This window comes from Rhodococcus sp. 06-156-4, assembly GCF_002259345.1.
GTDB classification, from domain to species: Bacteria; Actinomycetota; Actinomycetes; order Mycobacteriales; family Mycobacteriaceae; genus Rhodococcoides; species Rhodococcoides fascians_E.
Genome location: NZ_NPGB01000039.1, coordinates 84585 through 102422, shown reverse-complemented (window position 1 = coordinate 102422; position 17838 = coordinate 84585). Strand labels below are relative to the sequence as shown.

Here is a 17838-nt window from a genome sequence, read left to right as displayed (position 1 = left end):
ATGGCCGAAATCGTTCTCGACAAAGTCACCAAGCTCTACCCGGACGGCGCGGCTGCGGTCAGCGACGTCGACATCACCATCGCCGACGGCGAATTCATCATTCTCGTCGGTCCGTCGGGCTGCGGAAAGTCGACGACGCTCAACATGATCGCCGGTCTGGAGGACATCTCCTCGGGTGAGCTGCGCATCGCAGGCGAACGCGTCAACGAGCGGGCACCGAAGGACCGCGACATCGCGATGGTGTTCCAGTCCTACGCGCTGTACCCGCACATGACGGTGCGTCAGAACATCGCGTTTCCGCTGACGCTCGCGAAGCTCAGCAAGGACGAGATCAACACCAAGGTCGAGGAAGCAGCGAAGATCCTGGACCTGAGTCAGCACCTGGACCGCAAGCCGTCGAATCTGTCGGGTGGTCAGCGTCAGCGAGTCGCGATGGGCCGGGCCATCGTTCGTACACCCAAGGCGTTCTTGATGGACGAGCCGCTGTCCAACCTCGACGCCAAGCTGCGCGTGCAGACGCGTGCGGAGATCTCGCGGTTGCAGAAACGTCTCGGCACGACGACGGTGTACGTCACGCACGATCAGACCGAGGCCATGACGCTCGGGGACCGGGTCGTCGTACTGCGGGGTGGGCTCGTGCAGCAGATCGGATCGCCCCAGGAGCTGTACGACAAGCCGCGCAACCTGTTCGTGGGCGGGTTCATCGGATCGCCGTCGATGAACTTCGTTCCGGGCCAGCTCACGTCGGACGGGGTGCAGACGGACCTCGGCACGTTCGAACTGCCGCACGAGCGTCGTCAGGCGATCGCGCAGAAGAACCCGGGCAAGGACGTCGTCGTCGGTATCCGTCCGGAGCACTTCGAGGACGCGGCGTTGATCGATTCCTATCAGAAGTTGAACGGTGCGACGTTCACCGCGAGGGTGGATGTTCTGGAGTCGATGGGCAGCGACAAGTACGTGTACTTCGAGTCCAAGGGCAGCAAGGTGCAGTCCGCGGAGTTGCAGGAACTGGCTGCGGACGCCGGTCTCGGGGACACCGGAGGTGCTCAGATCGTCGCCCGTCTGGCCGCGGAGTCGGCGGCCCGCGAGGGCGGCGACGTCGAGCTGTGGTTCGATCCGGGCAAGATCTCGGTGTTCGACCAGGCCTCGGGTGACAACCTGACGCTGTAGAGGGCTCTACCCCCTGTGTGAGTGGAAATGTAGGCCCTGGGCCACCGGAGCGGAGTCGGCGAAGCGACCCGAAGACACATTTCCACTCACATAGGGGAAGCGAGCTACAGGGACGAGCCGGTGGACAAGCCCTGGAAGAACCCGGGCGCGAAGTTCGGAATGTCGGTCGGCGCCGGGGCGGGGGCAGGCGCGGGGACCGGTTGAGCCGGAGCCAGATTCGGCAACTGGAACTGCGGAAGCTCCCATTGAGGCTGAGCCTGCTGATGTCCCTGCTCGTCACGGATCGGATCGGCCGAGGCGGTACCCACCACCGCGACGAGCGGAACGGCAACCAGTACCCCGGTGACAGCGGTGCGGGACAAAATCTTTCGAGCGTTCATTCGGATTCCCTTTCGTATGCGTACAACTCGAATCTAGGTACGCACGGAAGGGTCCGAAAGGGAGAAGCGGCTACTCCCAGAACGTCAGCAGTCTTCTGCCAGGATGCGCTCACCAGCGGATGCGCGTGCTTTTGCCTGCTCGGAATCGCCTCCGACCGTGGAGGCTGCTGTGAGTGTGCTCCGAGTCGCGCGGGGTACGCGGATCGCGAAGGCGGACAGGGTCGCAATGGCGCACGCGAGTGCACCGACCAGGAACGCTGCGGTGTAGACGATCTCGCGAGGAACAGATGTACTCGCGATCGTGTAGGTGGCGAGCATCGTCGTCAGGACCGCGCTCGCAATGGATGTCCCGACTGTTCGAACGATGGAGTTGACGCTGTTCGCGACGCCGGTGTCCGCCGGAGAGACCTCGGCCATCAGCAGGTTCGGGATCGAGGCGAAGGCCAGCGACACGAAGACGTTGACGATCGACGACGCGAGAATCACCTGCCACGTCGTGTCGTGGAACAACGCGAACTGGATGAATCCGACGATGCCGATCGCGCCGCCGCCGATCAGAACCGGCCGTGGGCCGAACCGTCGGATCAGCCCACCGCTCAACGTCGCCGCGACGACGCCCACCGCGGCACCGGGGAGCAGGTAGACGACGCTGGCGGACAGCACGTCGGCGCCGAAACCGTATCCGGCGACCTCGCGCGGTGTCTGCACGAAGTACGAGCACGCCAGGAAGTTGACGAACATGCCGATGCCGACGAACAGCGTCGCGACGCTCGTTGCGAGCAGTGGGCCGTGGGTCAGCATGCGCGGCGCGACGAGCGGGGCGGCAATGCGGTTCTCGAATATCCACCAGCAGGCGAGGACGACGATGCCGCCGACAGCGCAGAGAACCGTCGGAATCGATCCCCAACCCCACGACCGGCCCTGTGTCAGTGCGAGGAAGAGAAGTACCAGTGCGGCCGCGAGCAGGATCGCACCCCACCAGTCGACCGAGCCGGTTCCGGTGCGTGCGCGCGTGGGAACACCGAACCAGACGAGTGCGATCGCCGCGGCGACGAAAGCGACGGTGAGCCAGAACACACGGTGATAGTCCGCGCCGTCGGCCGTCAGGACTCCGGTGAGCACGAGACCGAACCCACCGCCCGCGCCGAGAGTGCCGGACAGAATGGCCATCGATCCGACGAGGCGGCGCGGGGGCATTTCGTCGCGCAGCAGAGCGAGGGAGATGGGAAACAGCGCGTAGGACAGACCCTGGAGGACGCGTCCGGCGAGCAGAAGTGGCAAGGATTCGGTGACGGCGGCCAGGAGCGATCCGAGCAACACGAGAACCAGGACGGCGATGAGGACGGGTCGCTTGCCGTGCAGGTCGGCGAGGCGACCGATGACGGGGGTCGCGACGACGGCGGCCAGTAGGTTGGCCGTCAGGACCCAACCGGCCGCTGTCGTGCTGACGCCGAGCTGTGTACCGATCGTGCCGATGATGGGGACCACCATCGTCTGAAGGACAGCAAGTGTCATGACGACGAAACAGAGGCCGGGAAGCAGCAGGCGTCCAGGGTGGATCTCGTCGGTGCGAGCCTGGGTGGGCATGACGAAAACCTCGTTACTTTTTCACAAGAGCTAAAGGGAAGACCAAAAGTTTGATGTGTGCATCTAAGTAACTATCAGGTTTGTGCCCGCCGGGAAAGACGAGCGGTGTTCTACGGAGTGCGCGAGCTGCGAGCGCGCTGGCGAAGCTCGGACACGATCTCGTCGTTCCAGATGTGTTCGCGGACCAATCGGTACCGCTCTCGGCTCATCCACATGTACGCCTCGGCGTCGGTCCGGCCCTCGAGAATGTCGGCGGCCCGGACCATCCTGACGACGGGCAGGAACTCCTCACCGAACCATCGGCGCGCGACGGTCGCCCGATCCACGAATTCGCCCAACTCCTGCATCAACCTGAAACCCCACGCTTCGACCGACTCGCTCAGCTCGGCGTAATCGAACGGGTCGGTCACGGTGACGGCCTCACGAGCCTTCCCGACGAGGGGGACCCGGGACAGGAAAATCCGTCGGTGATCCTTGATCAGCAGGTCACCGCGCCGAGTGATTCCTTCGGGGGAGATGCGGGTGACGATTTCCGTGACGAGCGCGTCGATCGTGGTGCGGTGCATCGCGAACGCGATCGACACCCGGTGATGGCCGTCGAGCACGAAATGCATGGAACCGATGCGGTAGACCTGAATCGGCGGCATCGCCTCGCCTCGCCGCTGCGCCGCAGCAAGACGCTGCCACCGCTCCCTGATCCGAGCCGACGTCGGCCTGAAGAACCGGTCGAAGTCCCGGGTGCGGTCGACACTGCCGACGATCGAATCGACACGAATGACCTGAACGCCCAGTTGGCGTTCACCGACCTTGCCGAGCGCGGCGACCACCTCGTCGAACGGCAGGATCGTGTTGATGTCGTCGGGTTGGCGACGCAACCAGCCGACGAGACGCGCCACATCGGCACGCCGACGCTGACGGGTGAAGTCGTTCTCGGCGTCGGCCGCGGGGAATCCGGTGTCACGTGCCATGGCGTCGCCTCACGATGGTCGGTGCTGTGATCTCCCGAGCCCCTCCACCGGGTTCTATGTCCAGCAAGGTGTAGCCGACGGTGTTCACGACGGCTGTGTCGTGCAGTCGAAGATCCGGAGGTGACTGCCCGTGCGGATGAATGTGCCCGTGCAGCAGAACCTGCGGTCGAAGAGACTGCACCGTGTCGTGCAGGCACTCGAATCCGACGTGCGCGGGATCGGTGTCGTCTCCGACGCCGAACGGTGGACTGTGCGTCAGCAGTACATCGACGCCGCGGTCGTCGCCCCGGACCTTCTCTGCCCACGTCTTGGTCCGTGTCAACGTCCGTGCCCGACGCCTCTGTTGGCGCTGGGTCCACTGGTTGGGTCCGCCGTTGTAGCGGATGGACCCGCCGAGACCTGCGATGCGAAGGCCCGCTGCGGTCACGATCCGACGATCCGCGTTGACGGCGCCGACGGGGCCCGGCCAGGTGCTCGGCAGTCCCGCCCGCATCCATCCGGCGCGTCCGGCCGAGTAGCCCGTCAGGTCGGCGTCGTGGTTTCCCGGCACGAACACGCACGGCGCGTTCAGGGCGTCGGTCAGATACTCGAGGTAGTCGAACGGGAGGTCTCCCGCGCCGAGAACGAGGTCGACGTCCAGTGAACGCACCTGAGAACTCCACAGGCTTTCGATCGTTTCGTCGGAGACGGCAAGGACAGAGACCACGCGGACGACGCTACCGGGCAGCGGTGGTGTTGGATGGACTTCGTGAGCGACAGTGTCATAGCTCGGGTACGCAGTCATCTGCTTGCCGCGATCGGAGACGAGAAGCCGACGCCGTTCTCGGTGACGTTCCTCGGTCTCGAATCGTTGGACGTGTTGACGTTCTTCCCGCGACGCGACGAGTTCGCCCGGTTCGTGACGCTCGGTTGTTCGAGGTATCCGATGTCGGATCCGAGCGAGATGATCGCCGACGCCACCCGCGGTCCTCGCGCCGAGCTGATTCTCGTCACCAGAGTGTTCGACGGTATCGACAAGGATTTCCTGCGGAACCTGGCCAAGCTTGCCGCGACGCCGTCCGTCGAGGGTGTCGTGCTCCGCGAGGATCTCCTGCTGGATCTCGGTGAACCATTGTGGGCGGGTGCGCCGTTCACGGCGGTACTGCTCGGGCGCAGCGACATCGAGGATCTCGAGCTGCCCGAGCCTGCCGACCCGGTCCAGTTTCTCGACGTCGTACCGATCACGGGCACCGAGGCGGCGTGGGTTCGGCTGCGCGGCGCCGAGGCCCTGCGCGACGCGTGGACGGAAGCGGGAATCGACGTCCGTGACCCGAGCCGGTCCGCCGTGACGCTCTAGAGCCAGTCGTTCTTGCGGAACGTCGCGAACAATCCCACGCAGGCCACGGCCACCACGGCGACGACGATGTAATACCCGTACTTCCAGTGCAGTTCGGGAATGTTGTCGAAGTTCATCCCGTAGATGCCGGCCACCATCGTCGGCAGGGCTGCGATGGCCACCCACGCCGAGATCTTGCGCATGTCCATGTTCTGCTGCATCGTCACCCGCGCCAGCGCGGCGTCGACGAGCGAGCTCAGAACCTCGTCGAACTCCGCTACCCGTTCCGCGACCAGAGTGTGATGGTCCTGCACGTCGCGCAGGTAGCGTCGTACCGCTTTGGGGACAGGATTCTCCGAGCTCTGCGCCAGCTGATTCAACGGCGTCGACAACGGCGTGACGGATCGTCGAAGTTCGACGACCTCACGCTTGAGCAGATAGATGTTCTCGATCGGTACGTGATGGTGAGGCGAGAAGACCTCTTCCTCCATGACGTCGACATCTCGCTCGATCGAGCCGGTGACCTCGAGATATTCGTCGACGACGTGGTCGGCGACGGCGTGCAGAACGGCCGACGGCCCCAGAGCCAGCTGCTCGGGATTGTTCTCGAGCGTTCGCCGCACACCGGACAACCCCGAATGCTCGCCGTGGCGCACGGTGATGACGAAGTCCCGTCCGAGGAACACCATGATCTCGCCGCTCTCGACGATTTCGTTGGCCGTGGTCACCGATTCGTGTTCGACGTAGCTGATGGTGCGCAGAACGAGGAACAACACGTCGTCGTAGCGCTCCAACTTGGGACGCTGATGCGCGTGGACGGCGTCCTCGACCATCAGTTCGTGGAGGCCGTAGCACTGCGCGACACCGTCCATCTGACCCTCGTCCGGGGCATGCAGACCGAGCCAGACGAAGCCTTCCCCTCGCTTGCGGACCTCGGCTACCGCCGCCGAATGCGTGTACTTGCCCGGCAGCCGGTGCCCGTCGACGTAGACCGCGCAATCGACGATCGCGCGAGCGGTGGGTACGGGAACCTTCGGTCCGGCTGCCTGTCCACGATTGGACGGCCGCAGGGAGTGGAGCGACGGAAGCGACGGCCTCGGAGGTAGAGACGGCATGGCGCGAATCGTACGCCTGCGATACCAACGCCCGGTGCGCCTGAGACACTGGCTGTCGTGCGCATCGACCTCCACACCCACTCCTCGGTCTCCGACGGCACCGACACTCCCGCGGAGCTGGTCCGCGCCGCTCGTACCGCCGGACTCGACGTCGTCGCGCTGACCGATCACGACACCACATCGGGGTGGGACGAGGCCCTCGATGCAGCCCCGACCGGACTGACCGTCGTGCGCGGTATGGAGATGTCGTGCGTCGGCCGAGGGGAAGACGGCAAGCCGGTCCCGGTGCATCTTCTGGCCTACCTGTTCGATCCGAACGACTCGAGCTTCGCCGACGAACTCGCCCGCCTTCGAGGGGAGCGAGCGGCCAGAATCCGGCTGATGGCCGAGCGTCTAGCCGCTGACATCCCAGGCATCGTCCCCGACGACATCATCGCGGCCACCGGCGAATCGGCAGGCAGGCCTCACCTCGCCCGAGCCCTCGTCGACCTCGGCGCCGTCGACAGCGTTCAGCACGCGTTCGACGGCTACCTGTCGACGACCAGCCCGTACTACGTCGACAAAGTGGACACACCGATCCAGCGGGCCGTGGAGATGATCGCGGCGGCAGGGGGCGTCAGCGTCGTCGCGCACGCCCGTGCACGCAAACGCGGACGGATTCTCGACCCGAACCACATCCGAGAACTCGTCCCGCACGGTCTCGGCGGCGTCGAAGTCTTCCACGCCGACCACGACGAGCCGGACACCCACTTCATGCACGAACTCGCCGACGAACTCGGCATCATCGCGACCGGATCGTCGGACTACCACGGAGCGAACAAACCCCTGAAGCTCGGAGAACACACCACCGCGCCGGACCAGTACGAGCGCATCCTCCGCGCGGCGACAGGGTCGACGGTCCCGTCGTGAGCTTCGACACGACCCTCTACCTCACCGTCCTGATCACCCTGTTCGTGATCATGGACCCGCCCGGTGCCATCCCGGTGTTCCTCTCCCTCGTCGGACGCAAGAGCAAGGAAGCACGCAACCGCGCCGCATGGCAGGCACCGGCGGTATCGCTCACCGTCATCACCGTGTTCGCGATCGGTGGCCAGGCCATCCTGAACTACCTGCACATCGGTATCCCCGCACTGCAAGGCGCAGGAGGACTGCTCCTGCTCATCATCGCGCTGTCCCTGCTCACCGGACGCGGAGCCGGCGGCGGCGCCGAAGCCGAAGACGTCAACGTGGCACTCGTCCCTCTGGGAACCCCACTGATGGCCGGGCCGGGAGCAATCGCCGCCGTGATCGTCAACGTCAGCCAAGCCGAAGGACACGTCGGATCCCTCCTCGCGGTCGCACTCGCAATCGTGACCATCCACCTCGTGTTCTTCCTCGTCCTCCGATTCTCGACCGTCCTCATCCGCATCCTCGGCGAAGGCGGCATCACACTGCTCGCCCGCATCGCAGGTCTACTGCTGGCCGCAATCGCGGTCCAGCTCATCGCGGACTCCGTCCGCGGATTCATCACAGGAGGCTGACGGTTTGCTACGAGGTTTGAGTGGGGCCGTCACCGCGGGCCTCGTCGTACTGGCCGTCGTCGTCGCCGGCGCACAGTATCTCGGCAGCCAACGGGGATTCCCCGGCCCGGGAACAGTATCCGTCGCCGCGCACATCGCCGCAGCCATCGGCGCCGTCGTGATCCAACACTTCGCGGATCACCGACGCCGCGCCGTCTCCGTCATCGCATCACTACTGGTCCTCGCCGTCGCCGGCATCCTGCTGTGGACACAGTGGTGGGGCTGACGCGGGCTCACTCCGCAGGCTCCGCTCGCGGGTGGGGCTGACGCGGGCTCACTCCGCAGGCTCCGCTCGCGGGTGGGGCTGACGCGGGCTCACTCCGCAGGCTCCGCTCGCGGGTGGGGCTGACGCAGGCTCACTCCGCAGGCTCCGCTCGCGGGTGGGGCTGACGCCGCGGGCTCAGTCCGTCCTGGACCGCAGTCGACGGCAGGGATGTTTGCGCATCACGCGGTCCCGGTGGCAGACTGACCGACCAGTGCAGCCTGCGGTGCCACAGCGCCCGGCTCTTGTCTGCGACGGCGTCACCCGCCTCACGCCATCTTCGTGATTTCCCGACGCTTTTACGCGTCTTTACGTGACTGGGGCAACTAACGTGACTGCTGTGACCGAATCCATCGACAACGCCATCGACCCGACCGCCATCACCGACGAGGACATCTTTCTCGGCCACGTCGGCGGAAAACTCTCGGTCGAACTGACTGCGCCGTTGGACACGCAGCGGGACTTGTCCATCGCTTACACGCCCGGCGTCGCGCAGGTCAGCCGCGCGATCGCGTCCGACGCCTCGCTGGCGAAGCAGTACACGTGGACCGACCGTCTCGTCGCCGTCATCACCGACGGATCGGCTGTTCTCGGACTCGGCGACATCGGACCACGCGCGTCGCTTCCCGTCATGGAAGGCAAGGCGGCGCTGTTCAAAAGGTTCGCCGGCCTCAACTCCATCCCGATCGTTCTCGACACGAACGATGTCGACGAGATCGTCGACACCATCGTCCGGCTCCGCCACAGTTTCGGTGCGGTCAATCTGGAGGACATTTCTGCGCCCCGCTGCTTCGAGATCGAGAAGCGGGTCGTCGAGGCTCTCGACTGCCCGGTGATGCACGACGACCAGCACGGCACCGCCATCGTGGCGCTCGCAGCACTCAACGGCGCCGCGAAGTTCCAGGGCCGACGTACCTCCGAACTGAAGATCGTGATCTCCGGAGCGGGCGCCGCTGGAGTCGCATGTGCCAACATCTTTCTCGCAGCGGGTATCTCGGATGTCGTGGTGCTGGACTCCAGAGGCATCGTCTCCGCCGACCGCGGTGACCTGAACGCCGTCAAGGTCGATCTCGCTGCACGCACCAACCCGCGTGGACTGTCCGGTGGGGCAGGGGATGCGCTCGTCGGCGCGGACGTGTTCCTCGGGGTCTCTGCGGGCAAGATCGACGAGAGCTACATCGCGTCGATGGCGCCGCACTCCATCGTCTTTGCATTGTCGAACCCCGACCCCGAGATTCATCCGGAACGGGCTGCGCTGTACGCGTCGATCGTCGCGACCGGTCGCAGCGACTTTCCCAATCAGATCAACAATGTGCTCGCCTTCCCCGGCGTGTTCAGAGGCGCACTCGACGCCGGAGCGCGACGGATCACCGAAGGCATGAAACTCGCCGCCGCCGAGGCAATCCTCTCGGTACTCGGCGACGAGCTGGCTGCGGACAAAATCGTGCCCAGCCCGCTCGACCCTCGCGTCGCCCCGGCCGTTGCGGACGCAGTTGCGGCAGCAGCGCGAGCCGAGGGTGTCGCGTAGGACAGGGAAACGAAGCGCCCCGAATCACGCCTCACCTGGCTGTGGTTCGGGGCGCTTTCCTGCGTAGGGTCAGCCGGCCGGTGCCGGGCACGGACGCGTACACCGCGAGGGCGAGGAGGCCGTCGACGACGAGTGCGAGCACGGCAACCAGGATGGCGCCGACGAGAACTCGGTCGTAACTGTAGAGCGCCAGACCGTCGAAGATGTAGCGGCCGAGCCCGCCGAGGTTGACGTAGGCCGCGACGGTCGCGGTAGCGATGACCTGCAGGGTGGTGTTCCGAAGACCGCCGAGAATCAAGGGCATCGCGTTGGGGATCTCGACTCGGAACAACACTTGCAATTCGGTCATGCCCATAGCGCGTGCTGCATCGACGACGTCTGCGTTCACGTTCGCCACTCCGGCATACGTTCCGGCGAGCATCGGCGGAATGCCCAGTAGGACAAGGGCGATGATCGGTGGAACGAGCCCGAGACCGATGAGCAGCACGAGGAACACGAGCACGCCGAGCGTCGGAAGCGAACGAAGGGCGTTGACGAGTCCGACGATCAGCACCTCGCCGCGGCGCAAGTGCCCGATCAGCAGCCCGACGGGTACTGCGATCGCGGAGGAGACGACGACGGCGATGAAGCTGTACCAGATGTGTTCGAGGATCCGTGCGCCGATTCCGGTGCTGCCCTCCCAGTTCGCCGGGTCGGTCATGTACGCGAAGGCGTCGGTGAAGATGTTCATGCCCGTGCTCGCTTCTTGCCTGCCGACGTTCCGATACGGGTCCACGGCGTCAGTCGACGCCCCAGCAGATACAGCGCAGCGTCGAAGATCAGCGCCAGGAACACGATGGAGATGATCCCCGCGACGATCTGATCCGGGTAGTCACGCTGGTACCCCTGGGTGAACAACTGGCCGAGACCGCCGATGCCGATGACCGAACCGACGGAGACGAGCGAGATGTTGGTGACGGCGACAACGCGGATGCCTGCCACGAGAACCGGAAGTGCCAGTGGCAGTTCCACTCCGATCGCGCGGCGCAACGAGGTGTAGCCCATCGCCTGCGCGGAGTCGACGACGGCGAACGGCACCGAATCGAGTGCTTCGGGGACCACTCTGATCAGGAGCGCGGTGGAGTACACGGCGAGAGCGATGACGACGTTGATCTCGTCGAGAATCCTGGTGCCGAGGATGGCTGGGATGGTCACGAACAAGGCGAGCGACGGGATGGTGAACGCGATGCTGGCCACCGTCAACGTGATTCGGCGGATCCACGAGACGTTGCGAACCAGAGTGCCGACGGGGACCGCGATTGCGAGTCCGATGAGCAGGGGGACCAAGGACAGGTACAGATGAGTCTTGGTCAGGTCGAGAACGACGTCGAAATTGTCGACGAGCCAACGCATCAGAGCGACCCGAAGTGGTGCTCGTTGCGCGCCTCGTCCTCGGCGCGGCGTTGTGCCGCCAGATGCTCGAGAATTTCCGAGCCGTCGAGACTGCCGACGACCGCACCCGACTCGTCCACAGCGACACCGATTCCGGACGGAGACGAAATGGCTGCGTCCAGCGCCTGTCGGAGGTCACCTCCGACGGTGAACAGCGACCCGCCTGCCGCGGTGCTTTCCTGAACACTGCGCCCGGCGCGGATGCCCTCGACACCGGTGACGTCGATCCAACCCAGCGGCGCACGATCGGCCGTGACGACGAGAACCCACTGGCCCTGCTCGAGCCGGAGGCCGTCGAGTTTCTCGACCGGAGAGGTGTCGATGTCGTGCACGGGAACGGCGTCGGCGCTGCGGAAGGACAATCCGCGGTAGCCGCGATCGCGTCCGACGAACGAGGCCACGAAATCCGTTGCGGGTGAAGAGAGTACGACCTCCGGCCGGTCGTACTGCTGAAGCCTGCCTCCCGTCCCGAAGACGGCGATACGGTCCCCGAGGCGTACGGCCTCGTCGATGTCGTGGGTGACGAACACGATCGTCTTCTTCAGCTCGGCCTGCAGCCGGAGCATTTCGGTCTGCAGGTCCTCGCGAACGACCGGATCGACGGCGCTGAACGGCTCGTCCATCAACAGGATGGGTGGGTCCGCAGCCAGTGCACGGGCGACACCGACTCGCTGCTGCTGCCCACCGGACAGCTGAGCCGGATAGCGGTCGGCGAAAGCAGGGTCGAGCCCCACACGTTCGAGGACACCCAGTGCGGCGGTTCGTGCAGCGCGGCGCGACGTGCCCCGCAACACCGGGACCGTCGCGACGTTGTCGACGACGGTCCGGTGGGGGAGCAGACCCGCACTCTGGATGACGTATCCGATACCGCGCCGCAGCTTCACCGCGTCGGACTCGGCGATGTTCTTCCCGTTCACCGTGATCACCCCGGACGTCGGGGTGATCATGCGGTTGATCATCCGCATGGACGTCGTCTTGCCGCAGCCCGACGGCCCGACGAACACCGTGAACGATTCGGCCTCGATGTTCAGATTCAGCGAATCGACCGCGGTGGTGCCGCTGAGAGTGGAGCCTGCGGAACGACCCCCGGCTTCCGGGTATCGCTTGGTGACGTTCTCGAATGTGATCACGTGCGGCTCTCTCTAGGAGACCGGAGTATCCAGTCCCTGTGCGGTGACCCACTGCTGTGCGGCAGCAGCAGGCTCTGTCTTCGACTCACCGGATACGGACTGGTTGAGCGCCAGCAGTTCCTCGGTGGTCAGCTTGTCCGAGATGGCGTTCAGCACCGACGTCAGCTTGTCCGACGTCTTGCCCGCGTTGATGACGGGAATGACGTTCTGCGCGGCGAAGTTGAACTCCGGATCCTCGAGGACGACGAGGTTGTTCTCGGCGATCGACGCGGATGTGGAGAAGATGTCGGCGGCCGTGACCTCGCCGGAGGTCAGCGCGCGGACCGTGGCCGGGCCACCACCGTCGGACAGCGGCACGAAGTTGGCCGGATCGATGTTCACGCCGTAGTTCTCGCTCAGCCCGGGGAGGCCGTAGGTGCGCTCGGCGAACTCGGGAGGTGCACCCAACTTGATCTCACCGGAGTAGGGGGCGAGGTCCGCGATGGACGTCAGATTCCACCGGTCGGCGGTCTCCCTCGTCACGACGATGGAATCCTTGTCCTCCGCCGACGCCGGGTCTGCGACGACGAGGTCCGAGCCCAACGCGTCAGGGAGCGCAGCTTCCACGTCGTCCGCCGACGTTGCCGTGGCCTCGGGATCGAGGTACTGCAGCAAGTTACCGGTGTAGTCCGGGATCACGTCGATGGAGCCGTCCTTCAGTGCCGGGATGTACGCCTCACGGCTGCCGATGTTCAGGGTTGTGCTGACGTCGAAGCCGTTGACCTTCAGCACCTCGGCGTAGATGTTGGCGATGATCTCCGACTCGGTGAAGTTCGCCGATCCGACCACGATGGAATTGGGGTCGGAATTGGTGTCACCTCCGCCCGAGGACAACGGATCGGAGTCCTCGCCGCCGCATGCAGTGAGAGCGAGGGCCGCTACCGACAGGGCCGCGACAGCGCGCGCAGTTCGGGTGATCTTCACAAGGAATCCTTCCATCGTGTCCAGCCGTCGCGTTCAGCCTGTTCCAGAGCTGTCCGAGCATGCGGGATGGTGCTTCGAGCGAGTCTAGCCATAAGGTTGTCCGGAGTATTTCTCTCGCAGGGCTCTGTTCCCAGCGTGCGAAACGTTAAACCAGACCACCGACAACTACTCCTCGAACGGAGATCTCTCTCGTGCGTGCGTTCGGCAACCGGCTGGTCGGCTCCCTCGTCCTGGCGTCGGTGGTCACCGCATGCAGCGCCGTGGCCGAGCCGACGGACGCGTCGTCGGTGGTGGTCGGTCGCGGAGACGACACGACGAGTGAACTGCTGGCCGAGATCTACGCGGGAGCGATTCGGTCCGCCGGAGTCACCGTGTCGGTGACGGACGGTCTCGGAGAACGCGGTGACTACCTTGCCGCACTCGACGCCGGGGATGTCTCGCTCGTTCCGGATTTCACGGGCGAACTTCTGCGTACGTTCGATTCGACGTCCACGTCGACGGACGCCGAGGATGTCTTCGTCGACCTGAACAGGTCGTTGCCGGAAGGGTTGTCTGTGGGCGACTACGCGCTTGCGGAAGACCGCATTGCTGTCGCGGTAGCGCCCGACGGGCCGCTTGCCGAACTGACGACAGTCTCGGAATTCGTGGACAACCGCGGTAGGGCGACGTGGGGTGTCGTCGGTGATCCGCCCGACCCGGACCCGATGGAGGTCGCCATGCGGCTGGTTCCTAGCGGAACAGGATCTGTGTTCGAGGACATCGCCGTCTACGTCGATGCAGACGCTGCGACAGCCGCACTCGAGTCCGGCGAGATCGGAGCGTTGGTGTTCAGAACGGCATCGCTCGGCCCGGCGGCGGCGAATCTGCTGACCCTCGAGGACGAACAGTCGGCGTTCAGCGCGGAGAACGTCGTGCCGTTGATGCGCACGGGGACGTTGAACGATGCCGCGACAGCGACGTTGAGTGTCGTTGCGGGCGAACTGACCACAGCGGACCTCGCCGACATGATCGGCGAGGTCCGCAGTGGCGGAGAATCAGGCGATGTCGCTGCTCGTTGGCTCGGCGAGCACAACCTCTGACGATCGCAGACGCGCCCCGAGGAAAGCACCGAGGTGGTGAGTCGCCTCGGCGGCCTCGCGCAGTATCGAGGTCTGCAGATGCGCGACGTGCCACAGCTTCTCGTACTCTACGTACTCGACCTCGTTGCCCTGCGTCAGTAGCCGATCGTGAAAATCCACGATCTGCGAGTAGAGCACCTCGGCCTTGCCGACGTGCATGACGATGGGCGGAAGTCCGGACAGGTCTCCGTGCAACGGCGCGAAGCCCTGATCGAGTGGATCCCCGTCGCCCAGGTACGCTTCCGCGGCCGCGAAGGACCAAGCGGTGTTGACGACGATGTCCCGGGGGAACGGCGCGTCGCGAGCACCCGGATCCACCCACGGCGAGATGAGGCCCAGCGCAGCCGGTTTCACACCGTCGTCGACGAGATGCCGGGCCGTCGCGACGGTCAGCCCGCCGCCCGCGGAATCGCCGGCGATGGCAATCCTGTCCGGCGTGTATCCGTGTGCCTTGACGAGTTCGCGGAACGCCGCGACGGCGTCGTTCAGGCCGGCGGGATAGGGGTTCTCGGGCGCCAGGCGATAGTCGAGAACGTACACGGCACTGGCCGATTCGCGCGCCAGGTGGGCAGCGAGCGAACGGTGCGTCGAGATGGATCCGATGGTGTACGCGCCGCCGTGCAGATACAGAATCGCAGTATCGCGCTCGGTTGCTCCGACGGTGATCCGCTCGGCGGGTCGGCCGGCAAGCGTCGTCTTCAGGCTGACGGCGCCGTCGGGCATGGTCTGCAGCGGAGAAGCCAGATCGAGGATCCGTCGCTGCACCGACACCGGCAACCTGGCGTCGAGGGCCAAGCGGTAGAACGGTTTCAGTGCGGCGGCGACCAGCGGAAGCGGCAGGTAGAAGGACTTCATCGTCCTACTTCTTCCTGGGCATGACGCGGTTGGCGATGGTGGCGACCACTCGCTGGTACTTCGACCCGGTGATCCGCTGGAACAGGTCCAACGCGATGGCGTCGGATCCGATGAGTACGCGGCCCTTGCCCTTCTCGACGCCTTTGAGGATCGTCTTCGCGGCCTGATCGGGTGTTGTCTTGGCGAGTTTCGCGTCGAAGAACTTCGCGACCGACTGCTGGTCGTAGTTCTCGGCAACCGTGGCGTTGCGCGCGATGGCGGTCTTGATGCCACCGGGGTGCACGACGGTCATCTTGACGGGGGCCTTGGAGATCAGCAGTTCCATCCGCAGCGCTTCACTGAAACCGCGGACGGCGAACTTCGCCGCGTTGTAGGCGGCCTGCGACGGCATCGCGAGCAGCCCGAAGAGGCTGGAGATGTTGACGATGTGACCGTCGCCGGATTCCTGCAGGTGCGGGATGAAGGCTTTGGTGCCGTTGACGACGCCCCAGAAATCCACGTCGACGATGCGTTCGATGTCCTTGAACGAGGACTGCTCGACGTCACCGTGGTACGCGATGCCTGCGTTGTTGTAGATCTGGTTGATCTTGCCGAAGCGTGTCTTGACGGTCTCGGCGTACTCGATCACGGTTTCCCGCTGGGTGACGTCGAGGAACTGTGATTCGACCTCGCCGCCGAGTGCCTCGACCTGTCGCACGGTCTCGGCCAGGCCGTTCACGTCGACGTCGGACAGTGCGAGTTTCGCTCCGCGCTGAGCCAGGTTCAGCGCAAGGGCGCGTCCGATACCCGATCCCGCGCCGGTGACGACGGCAACCTTGCCGGTGAATGTGGTGGTCACTTCGCTGCTACCTCGATGTCGGAGTCGTTCACGGTGCCCACGGCGGGAGCGGGCAGATCGGATGCTGCGACGCTTCGGTAGGCCGCCAGATCGAATTTACGGGTGATGGCGCGGAAGCGGAAGGTGAAGTCCGGCCACAGCGTCGTGTTGTTCCCGTGCTTGTCGAGGTACCAGCTGGCGCAGCCGCCGTTCATCCAGACGCTGTCCGCCATGCGGTCCTGCAGGTCGGCGTTGTAGTCGTCCTGGATGTCCTTGCGGACCTCGATGACACCGATGTCGTGCTTCTCGATGGTGTCCAGGGCGTCGACGACGTAGTTGAGCTGCGACTCGATCATGAAGACCATCGAGGTGTGGCCGAGACCTGTGTTGGGCCCGACGAGGAAGAACATGTTGGGGAAGTTCGCGACAGCGGCCCCCTTGTAGCCTTGCTGGCCTTCCTCTTCGAAGGTCTGCGCGAGGGTCTTGCCGCCCTTGCCGTAGATCCCCTGGTAGGCGGGCGAATCCGTGACATGGAATCCCGTTGCCACGACGAGTGCGTCGATCTCGCGCTCCGTGCCGTCCGCGGAGACGATCGAGTGCGCCTTGACCTCGGCGATGCCGTCGGTGACGAGGTCGACGTTCGGGCGGTCCAGCGCGGGGTAGTAGGCGTTCGAGATGAGCATGCGCTTGCAGCCGATTCGGAAGTTCGGCGTGACCTTCTTGCGGAGCGCCTTGTCCTTGATGCCCTTGTTGATCTGCTGCTTGGCGATGAGCTCGAAGATGCGCATCAGCGCGGGCTTCTTCGCGAGACCGACGACCTGCGTCTCGCGTGCCGCGTAGATGCCGGTGCGGGACAGTCGCTGGAATCCGGGGATGCGCTTGAAGGCGAACTTCTCGAGTGCGGTGTACTCGCGGTCGAACCGGGGAAGGATCCACGGCGCGGTGCGTTGGTACACGTCGAGGTGCTTCACCTTGCCGGCGATTGCGGGCACGATCTGGATGGCCGACGCACCGGTGCCGATGACGGCGACACGCTTTCCTTCCAATGAGACGTCGTGGTTCCACTGTGCGGAGTGGAAGACGTCGCCTTCGAAGCTCTCGATGCCTGCGATGGGCGGCAGGTTCGGCTCGCACAGGGCGCCGACGGCCGTCACGACCACCTTTGCGGTGTACTCGCCGGTGCTCGCGACGACGTCCCAGCGGTGAGTGCTCTCGTTCCAGGTCACGGAGGTGACGTCGGAGTTGAACACGTGCTTGTCCAGCACGTTGTACTTCCGCGCTACAGACGAGATGTACTTCTGGATCTCGGGCTGAGTGGAGAAGGAGCGGGTCCAGTCCGGGTTCAGCGCGAACGAGTACGAGTACAGGTGCGACGGCACGTCGCAGGCTGCGCCCGGGTAGGTGTTGTCGCGCCAGGTGCCGCCGACGTCGCTGCCGCGTTCGAGCACGAGGAAATTGTGCTTGCCCTTCTGGGACAGCTTGATCGCTGCACCGAGGCCTGCGAATCCGCTGCCGATGATGAGGGTGTCGACCGTGCGCGGGGCAGTCACGCGCTCCGAGTTATCTGTTACGGAAAGACTCATGAAACAGAGAGTAGGAGCTTATTGAGTGTGAGTCAATAGTTATTGACTGCTATTCAG

The 17838-nt window shown here is 64.9% G+C and carries 19 protein-coding genes; 7 read left to right on the top strand and 12 right to left on the bottom strand.

Features of this window, described 5'->3' with window-relative positions:
• Nucleotides 1–1170 (top strand): ABC transporter ATP-binding protein, encoded by a 1170-nt coding sequence (locus CH290_RS29200; RefSeq protein ID WP_019665370.1) that lies wholly within the window; start codon nt 1–3, stop codon nt 1168–1170.
• 104 nt (nt 1171–1274) lie between these two features.
• Here CH290_RS29200 and CH290_RS29195 read toward each other — a convergent pair whose 3' ends face one another.
• From CH290_RS29195 to CH290_RS29180, 4 genes are all read right to left on the bottom strand, one after another.
• The gene (locus CH290_RS29195; RefSeq protein ID WP_019665369.1) at nt 1275–1550 is read right to left on the bottom strand and encodes a hypothetical protein; all 276 of its coding nucleotides are present in this window, start codon (nt 1548–1550) and stop codon (nt 1275–1277) included.
• A gap of 84 nt (nt 1551–1634) precedes the next feature.
• Nucleotides 1635–3137 (bottom strand): MFS transporter, encoded by a 1503-nt coding sequence (locus tag CH290_RS29190; RefSeq protein ID WP_033188062.1) that lies wholly within the window; start codon nt 3135–3137, stop codon nt 1635–1637.
• A gap of 110 nt (nt 3138–3247) precedes the next feature.
• The gene (locus CH290_RS29185; RefSeq protein ID WP_019665367.1) at nt 3248–4105 is read right to left on the bottom strand and encodes a hypothetical protein; all 858 of its coding nucleotides are present in this window, start codon (nt 4103–4105) and stop codon (nt 3248–3250) included.
• Nucleotides 4095–4811: a metallophosphoesterase family protein gene (locus CH290_RS29180; RefSeq protein WP_033188063.1), complete on the bottom strand. Its 717-nt coding sequence runs from the start codon at nt 4809–4811 to the stop codon at nt 4095–4097. The genes CH290_RS29185 and CH290_RS29180 overlap by 11 nt, the downstream gene beginning before the upstream one ends.
• A gap of 33 nt (nt 4812–4844) precedes the next feature.
• Between CH290_RS29180 and CH290_RS29175 the strand changes: the two genes are divergently transcribed.
• Nucleotides 4845–5441: a suppressor of fused domain protein gene (locus CH290_RS29175; protein ID WP_019665365.1), complete on the top strand. Its 597-nt coding sequence runs from the start codon at nt 4845–4847 to the stop codon at nt 5439–5441.
• Here CH290_RS29175 and CH290_RS29170 read toward each other — a convergent pair.
• Nucleotides 5438–6535 (bottom strand): magnesium and cobalt transport protein CorA, encoded by a 1098-nt coding sequence (locus CH290_RS29170; protein ID WP_094620716.1) that lies wholly within the window; start codon nt 6533–6535, stop codon nt 5438–5440. The genes CH290_RS29175 and CH290_RS29170 overlap by 4 nt on opposite strands.
• Nucleotides 6536–6592: 57 nt before the next feature.
• Here CH290_RS29170 and CH290_RS29165 point away from each other — a divergent pair, with 57 nt between their 5' ends.
• The 4 genes from CH290_RS29165 to CH290_RS29150 all read left to right on the top strand — a co-directional run bounded on the left by CH290_RS29165 (nt 6593) and on the right by CH290_RS29150 (nt 9884).
• Entirely contained in the window at nt 6593–7444 is an 852-nt protein-coding gene (locus CH290_RS29165; RefSeq protein ID WP_020113102.1) for a PHP domain-containing protein, read from the top strand.
• Entirely contained in the window at nt 7441–8055 is a 615-nt protein-coding gene (locus CH290_RS29160) for a MarC family protein (protein WP_019665362.1), read from the top strand. Before CH290_RS29165 ends, CH290_RS29160 begins: the two co-directional genes overlap by 4 nt.
• 16 nt (nt 8056–8071) lie before the next feature.
• Entirely contained in the window at nt 8072–8320 is a 249-nt protein-coding gene (locus tag CH290_RS29155) for a hypothetical protein (RefSeq protein WP_019665361.1), read from the top strand.
• A gap of 367 nt (nt 8321–8687) precedes the next feature.
• A complete protein-coding gene (locus CH290_RS29150) occupies nt 8688–9884 on the top strand; it encodes an NAD(P)-dependent malic enzyme (RefSeq protein WP_020113101.1) in 1197 nt (398 codons plus the stop codon).
• Between the two features lie 31 nt (nt 9885–9915).
• Here CH290_RS29150 and CH290_RS29145 read toward each other — a convergent pair whose 3' ends face one another.
• Genes CH290_RS29145 through CH290_RS29130 form a run of 4 tightly spaced genes read right to left on the bottom strand, consistent with a single transcriptional unit; the run spans nt 9916 to nt 13423 of the window.
• Nucleotides 9916–10614 (bottom strand): ABC transporter permease, encoded by a 699-nt coding sequence (locus tag CH290_RS29145; RefSeq protein WP_033188066.1) that lies wholly within the window; start codon nt 10612–10614, stop codon nt 9916–9918.
• Nucleotides 10611–11276, bottom strand: coding sequence for an ABC transporter permease (locus tag CH290_RS29140; RefSeq protein ID WP_019665358.1), 666 nt, complete (start codon nt 11274–11276; stop codon nt 10611–10613). The genes CH290_RS29145 and CH290_RS29140 overlap by 4 nt, the downstream gene beginning before the upstream one ends.
• Entirely contained in the window at nt 11276–12445 is a 1170-nt protein-coding gene (locus CH290_RS29135) for an ABC transporter ATP-binding protein (protein WP_019665357.1), read from the bottom strand. The genes CH290_RS29140 and CH290_RS29135 overlap by 1 nt, the downstream gene beginning before the upstream one ends.
• A gap of 12 nt (nt 12446–12457) precedes the next feature.
• Complete coding sequence (locus CH290_RS29130; RefSeq protein ID WP_170947450.1) at nt 12458–13423, bottom strand: ABC transporter substrate-binding protein; 966 nt, start codon at nt 13421–13423, stop codon at nt 12458–12460.
• A 176-nt stretch (nt 13424–13599) separates the two neighbouring features.
• On the opposite strand from CH290_RS29130, the gene CH290_RS29125 reads away from it, so the two are divergent.
• The gene (locus CH290_RS29125) at nt 13600–14487 is read left to right on the top strand and encodes a glycine betaine ABC transporter substrate-binding protein (protein ID WP_033188067.1); all 888 of its coding nucleotides are present in this window, start codon (nt 13600–13602) and stop codon (nt 14485–14487) included.
• Here the strand turns inward: CH290_RS29125 and CH290_RS29120 are convergent.
• The 3 genes from CH290_RS29120 to CH290_RS29110 are packed head-to-tail and all read right to left on the bottom strand — an operon-like array spanning nt 14443 to nt 17781.
• Nucleotides 14443–15381: an alpha/beta hydrolase gene (locus tag CH290_RS29120; RefSeq protein WP_019665354.1), complete on the bottom strand. Its 939-nt coding sequence runs from the start codon at nt 15379–15381 to the stop codon at nt 14443–14445. The genes CH290_RS29125 and CH290_RS29120 overlap by 45 nt on opposite strands.
• Nucleotides 15382–15385: 4 nt before the next feature.
• Nucleotides 15386–16219, bottom strand: coding sequence for an SDR family NAD(P)-dependent oxidoreductase (locus tag CH290_RS29115; protein WP_019665353.1), 834 nt, complete (start codon nt 16217–16219; stop codon nt 15386–15388).
• Nucleotides 16216–17781, bottom strand: coding sequence for a flavin-containing monooxygenase (locus CH290_RS29110; RefSeq protein WP_027499051.1), 1566 nt, complete (start codon nt 17779–17781; stop codon nt 16216–16218). Before CH290_RS29110 ends, CH290_RS29115 begins: the two co-directional genes overlap by 4 nt.
• Nucleotides 17782–17838: the final 57 nt, after the last annotated feature.

Coding starts and splice junctions, on each gene's coding strand:
- CH290_RS29170 (WP_094620716.1), bottom strand. CDS start 6,535: ATGCCGTCTCTACCTCCGAGGCCGTCGCTTCCGTCGCTCCACTCCCTG.
- CH290_RS29145 (WP_033188066.1), bottom strand. CDS start 10,614: ATGAACATCTTCACCGACGCCTTCGCGTACATGACCGACCCGGCGAAC.
- CH290_RS29190 (WP_033188062.1), bottom strand. CDS start 3,137: ATGCCCACCCAGGCTCGCACCGACGAGATCCACCCTGGACGCCTGCTG.
- CH290_RS29185 (WP_019665367.1), bottom strand. CDS start 4,105: ATGGCACGTGACACCGGATTCCCCGCGGCCGACGCCGAGAACGACTTC.
- CH290_RS29175 (WP_019665365.1), top strand. CDS start 4,845: ATGGACTTCGTGAGCGACAGTGTCATAGCTCGGGTACGCAGTCATCTG.
- CH290_RS29110 (WP_027499051.1), bottom strand. CDS start 17,781: ATGAGTCTTTCCGTAACAGATAACTCGGAGCGCGTGACTGCCCCGCGC.
- CH290_RS29195 (WP_019665369.1), bottom strand. CDS start 1,550: ATGAACGCTCGAAAGATTTTGTCCCGCACCGCTGTCACCGGGGTACTG.
- CH290_RS29130 (WP_170947450.1), bottom strand. CDS start 13,423: ATGGAAGGATTCCTTGTGAAGATCACCCGAACTGCGCGCGCTGTCGCG.
- CH290_RS29140 (WP_019665358.1), bottom strand. CDS start 11,276: ATGCGTTGGCTCGTCGACAATTTCGACGTCGTTCTCGACCTGACCAAG.
- CH290_RS29200 (WP_019665370.1), top strand. CDS start 1: ATGGCCGAAATCGTTCTCGACAAAGTCACCAAGCTCTACCCGGACGGC.
- CH290_RS29120 (WP_019665354.1), bottom strand. CDS start 15,381: ATGAAGTCCTTCTACCTGCCGCTTCCGCTGGTCGCCGCCGCACTGAAA.